Source organism: Roseobacter sp. HKCCA2468 (assembly GCF_037805105.1).
GTDB lineage: Bacteria > Pseudomonadota > Alphaproteobacteria > Rhodobacterales > Rhodobacteraceae > M30B80.
In genome coordinates this window covers 1-1,294 of the sequence record NZ_JBBLYN010000025.1, presented here as the reverse complement: position 1 = coordinate 1,294, position 1,294 = coordinate 1, and the positions used below count along the sequence as shown (strand labels likewise).

The 1,294-nt window shown below is 50.8% G+C and carries 1 protein-coding gene; it reads right to left on the bottom strand.

Going from position 1 to position 1,294, the window contains the following annotated elements; translation table 11 throughout:
* The coding region (locus AAC620_RS12350; protein ID WP_340245417.1) for a hypothetical protein at positions 1-1,294 on the bottom strand (1,294 nt) is incomplete at both ends.

Below are 1,294 nucleotides of genomic sequence, written 5' to 3'. Positions count from 1 at the left end.
TGCGCTGCCGCAAAATCTAACAGATTGGTGTACGCATCAACCAACGCCTGGGTCTGATTGCGCACATCATCCGCAGCAATAACAACATCGCTATCCGCCAAAACTGACGTCACAGAAGCCGCAAAAGCCTCATCCGTAAGACCCGTCAGCCGTAGCTTTTGATAATCTGCCAAACTCGGCGCGGGGTTGGCCTCAGGATCCATACTGTACAAATGGATCAGATCCATCGCAGCGTTAAAATCATCAACCAATGATTGAAGTTGCTCGGCATCTATAACCGCAACAGCCAAAGTAAAATCCGTACTCAACGCATCGTTGAGCATCGCACCCAAATTGGCATCAGAGACCCCCAAAATACCAAGCTTGCTATAATCCTCTAGGCTTGGCACACGTGCGGCCGAACTCGGATCAACAACATAAGCCCTCAGATTTTGATAGCTTTCTATCAGGCCCTCAAGCTTTGTGACCGCATTAACATCCGCACTCCCCAAAGAAGCGCGATCCAAGAACGTCGCAAAAGAAGCCTCAAAAGCAGAACCCAAATCCCCATAGCCAAGTGCTGCATAATGCTCATGCGTCACATCTTGTGCCGCAGTATTCGCCTCAGTCGCAGACGCAAACGTTGAAAGAGCCGTCAACGCATCCGACAAAAGCCCATCAATCTTATCGCGACTATCTACATCCGAACCATCATCAGATGTCTGCTGCAGCAAACGATGCGCAAGAGCAATCGTATTCGTATCAACGCCTTGCACACCCAAAAGAACAAGCTGATCTTCCCTGACAAAGGGTTCTTCACCCGCCGCTGTCCGGATAACTGCTTGCAACGCTTGCGCCACCAAAACAGGATCCGTGCCAGAGGTCGCCTCATCCGTGTCCTGCATCAAATCCAAAACATTGGTCGCTTGGTCCAGGGACAAAGCAGCAGCAGAACTCAAACTTAAACTATTATCATCAGGATCTTCTGTGATCTGAGCGACCAACTCTTCAATCGTCACGCGCACACTGCCGGTAGACGCATCACGAACAGACAATTGCGCCAAAGCTCGGCCATACGCCTCAGAACCATCAAGGCCATCAGCTTCATCATACTCAGCGTCCAAAGTCGTCGTGACTGGCGTACGCGCAATATCAATGCCAGACAGCCCAAACAAATCTGCGACGCGATCATTATAAAGAACTTGATCCTCGCTCAGCGACGTTGGAACCTCGTCTTGTTCAATACCGGCCTTGCGAACAGCCAATTCCGTCAAAGGAGAGACCACCAACTCAATCGGGGCAAGCTCTGGCGCCG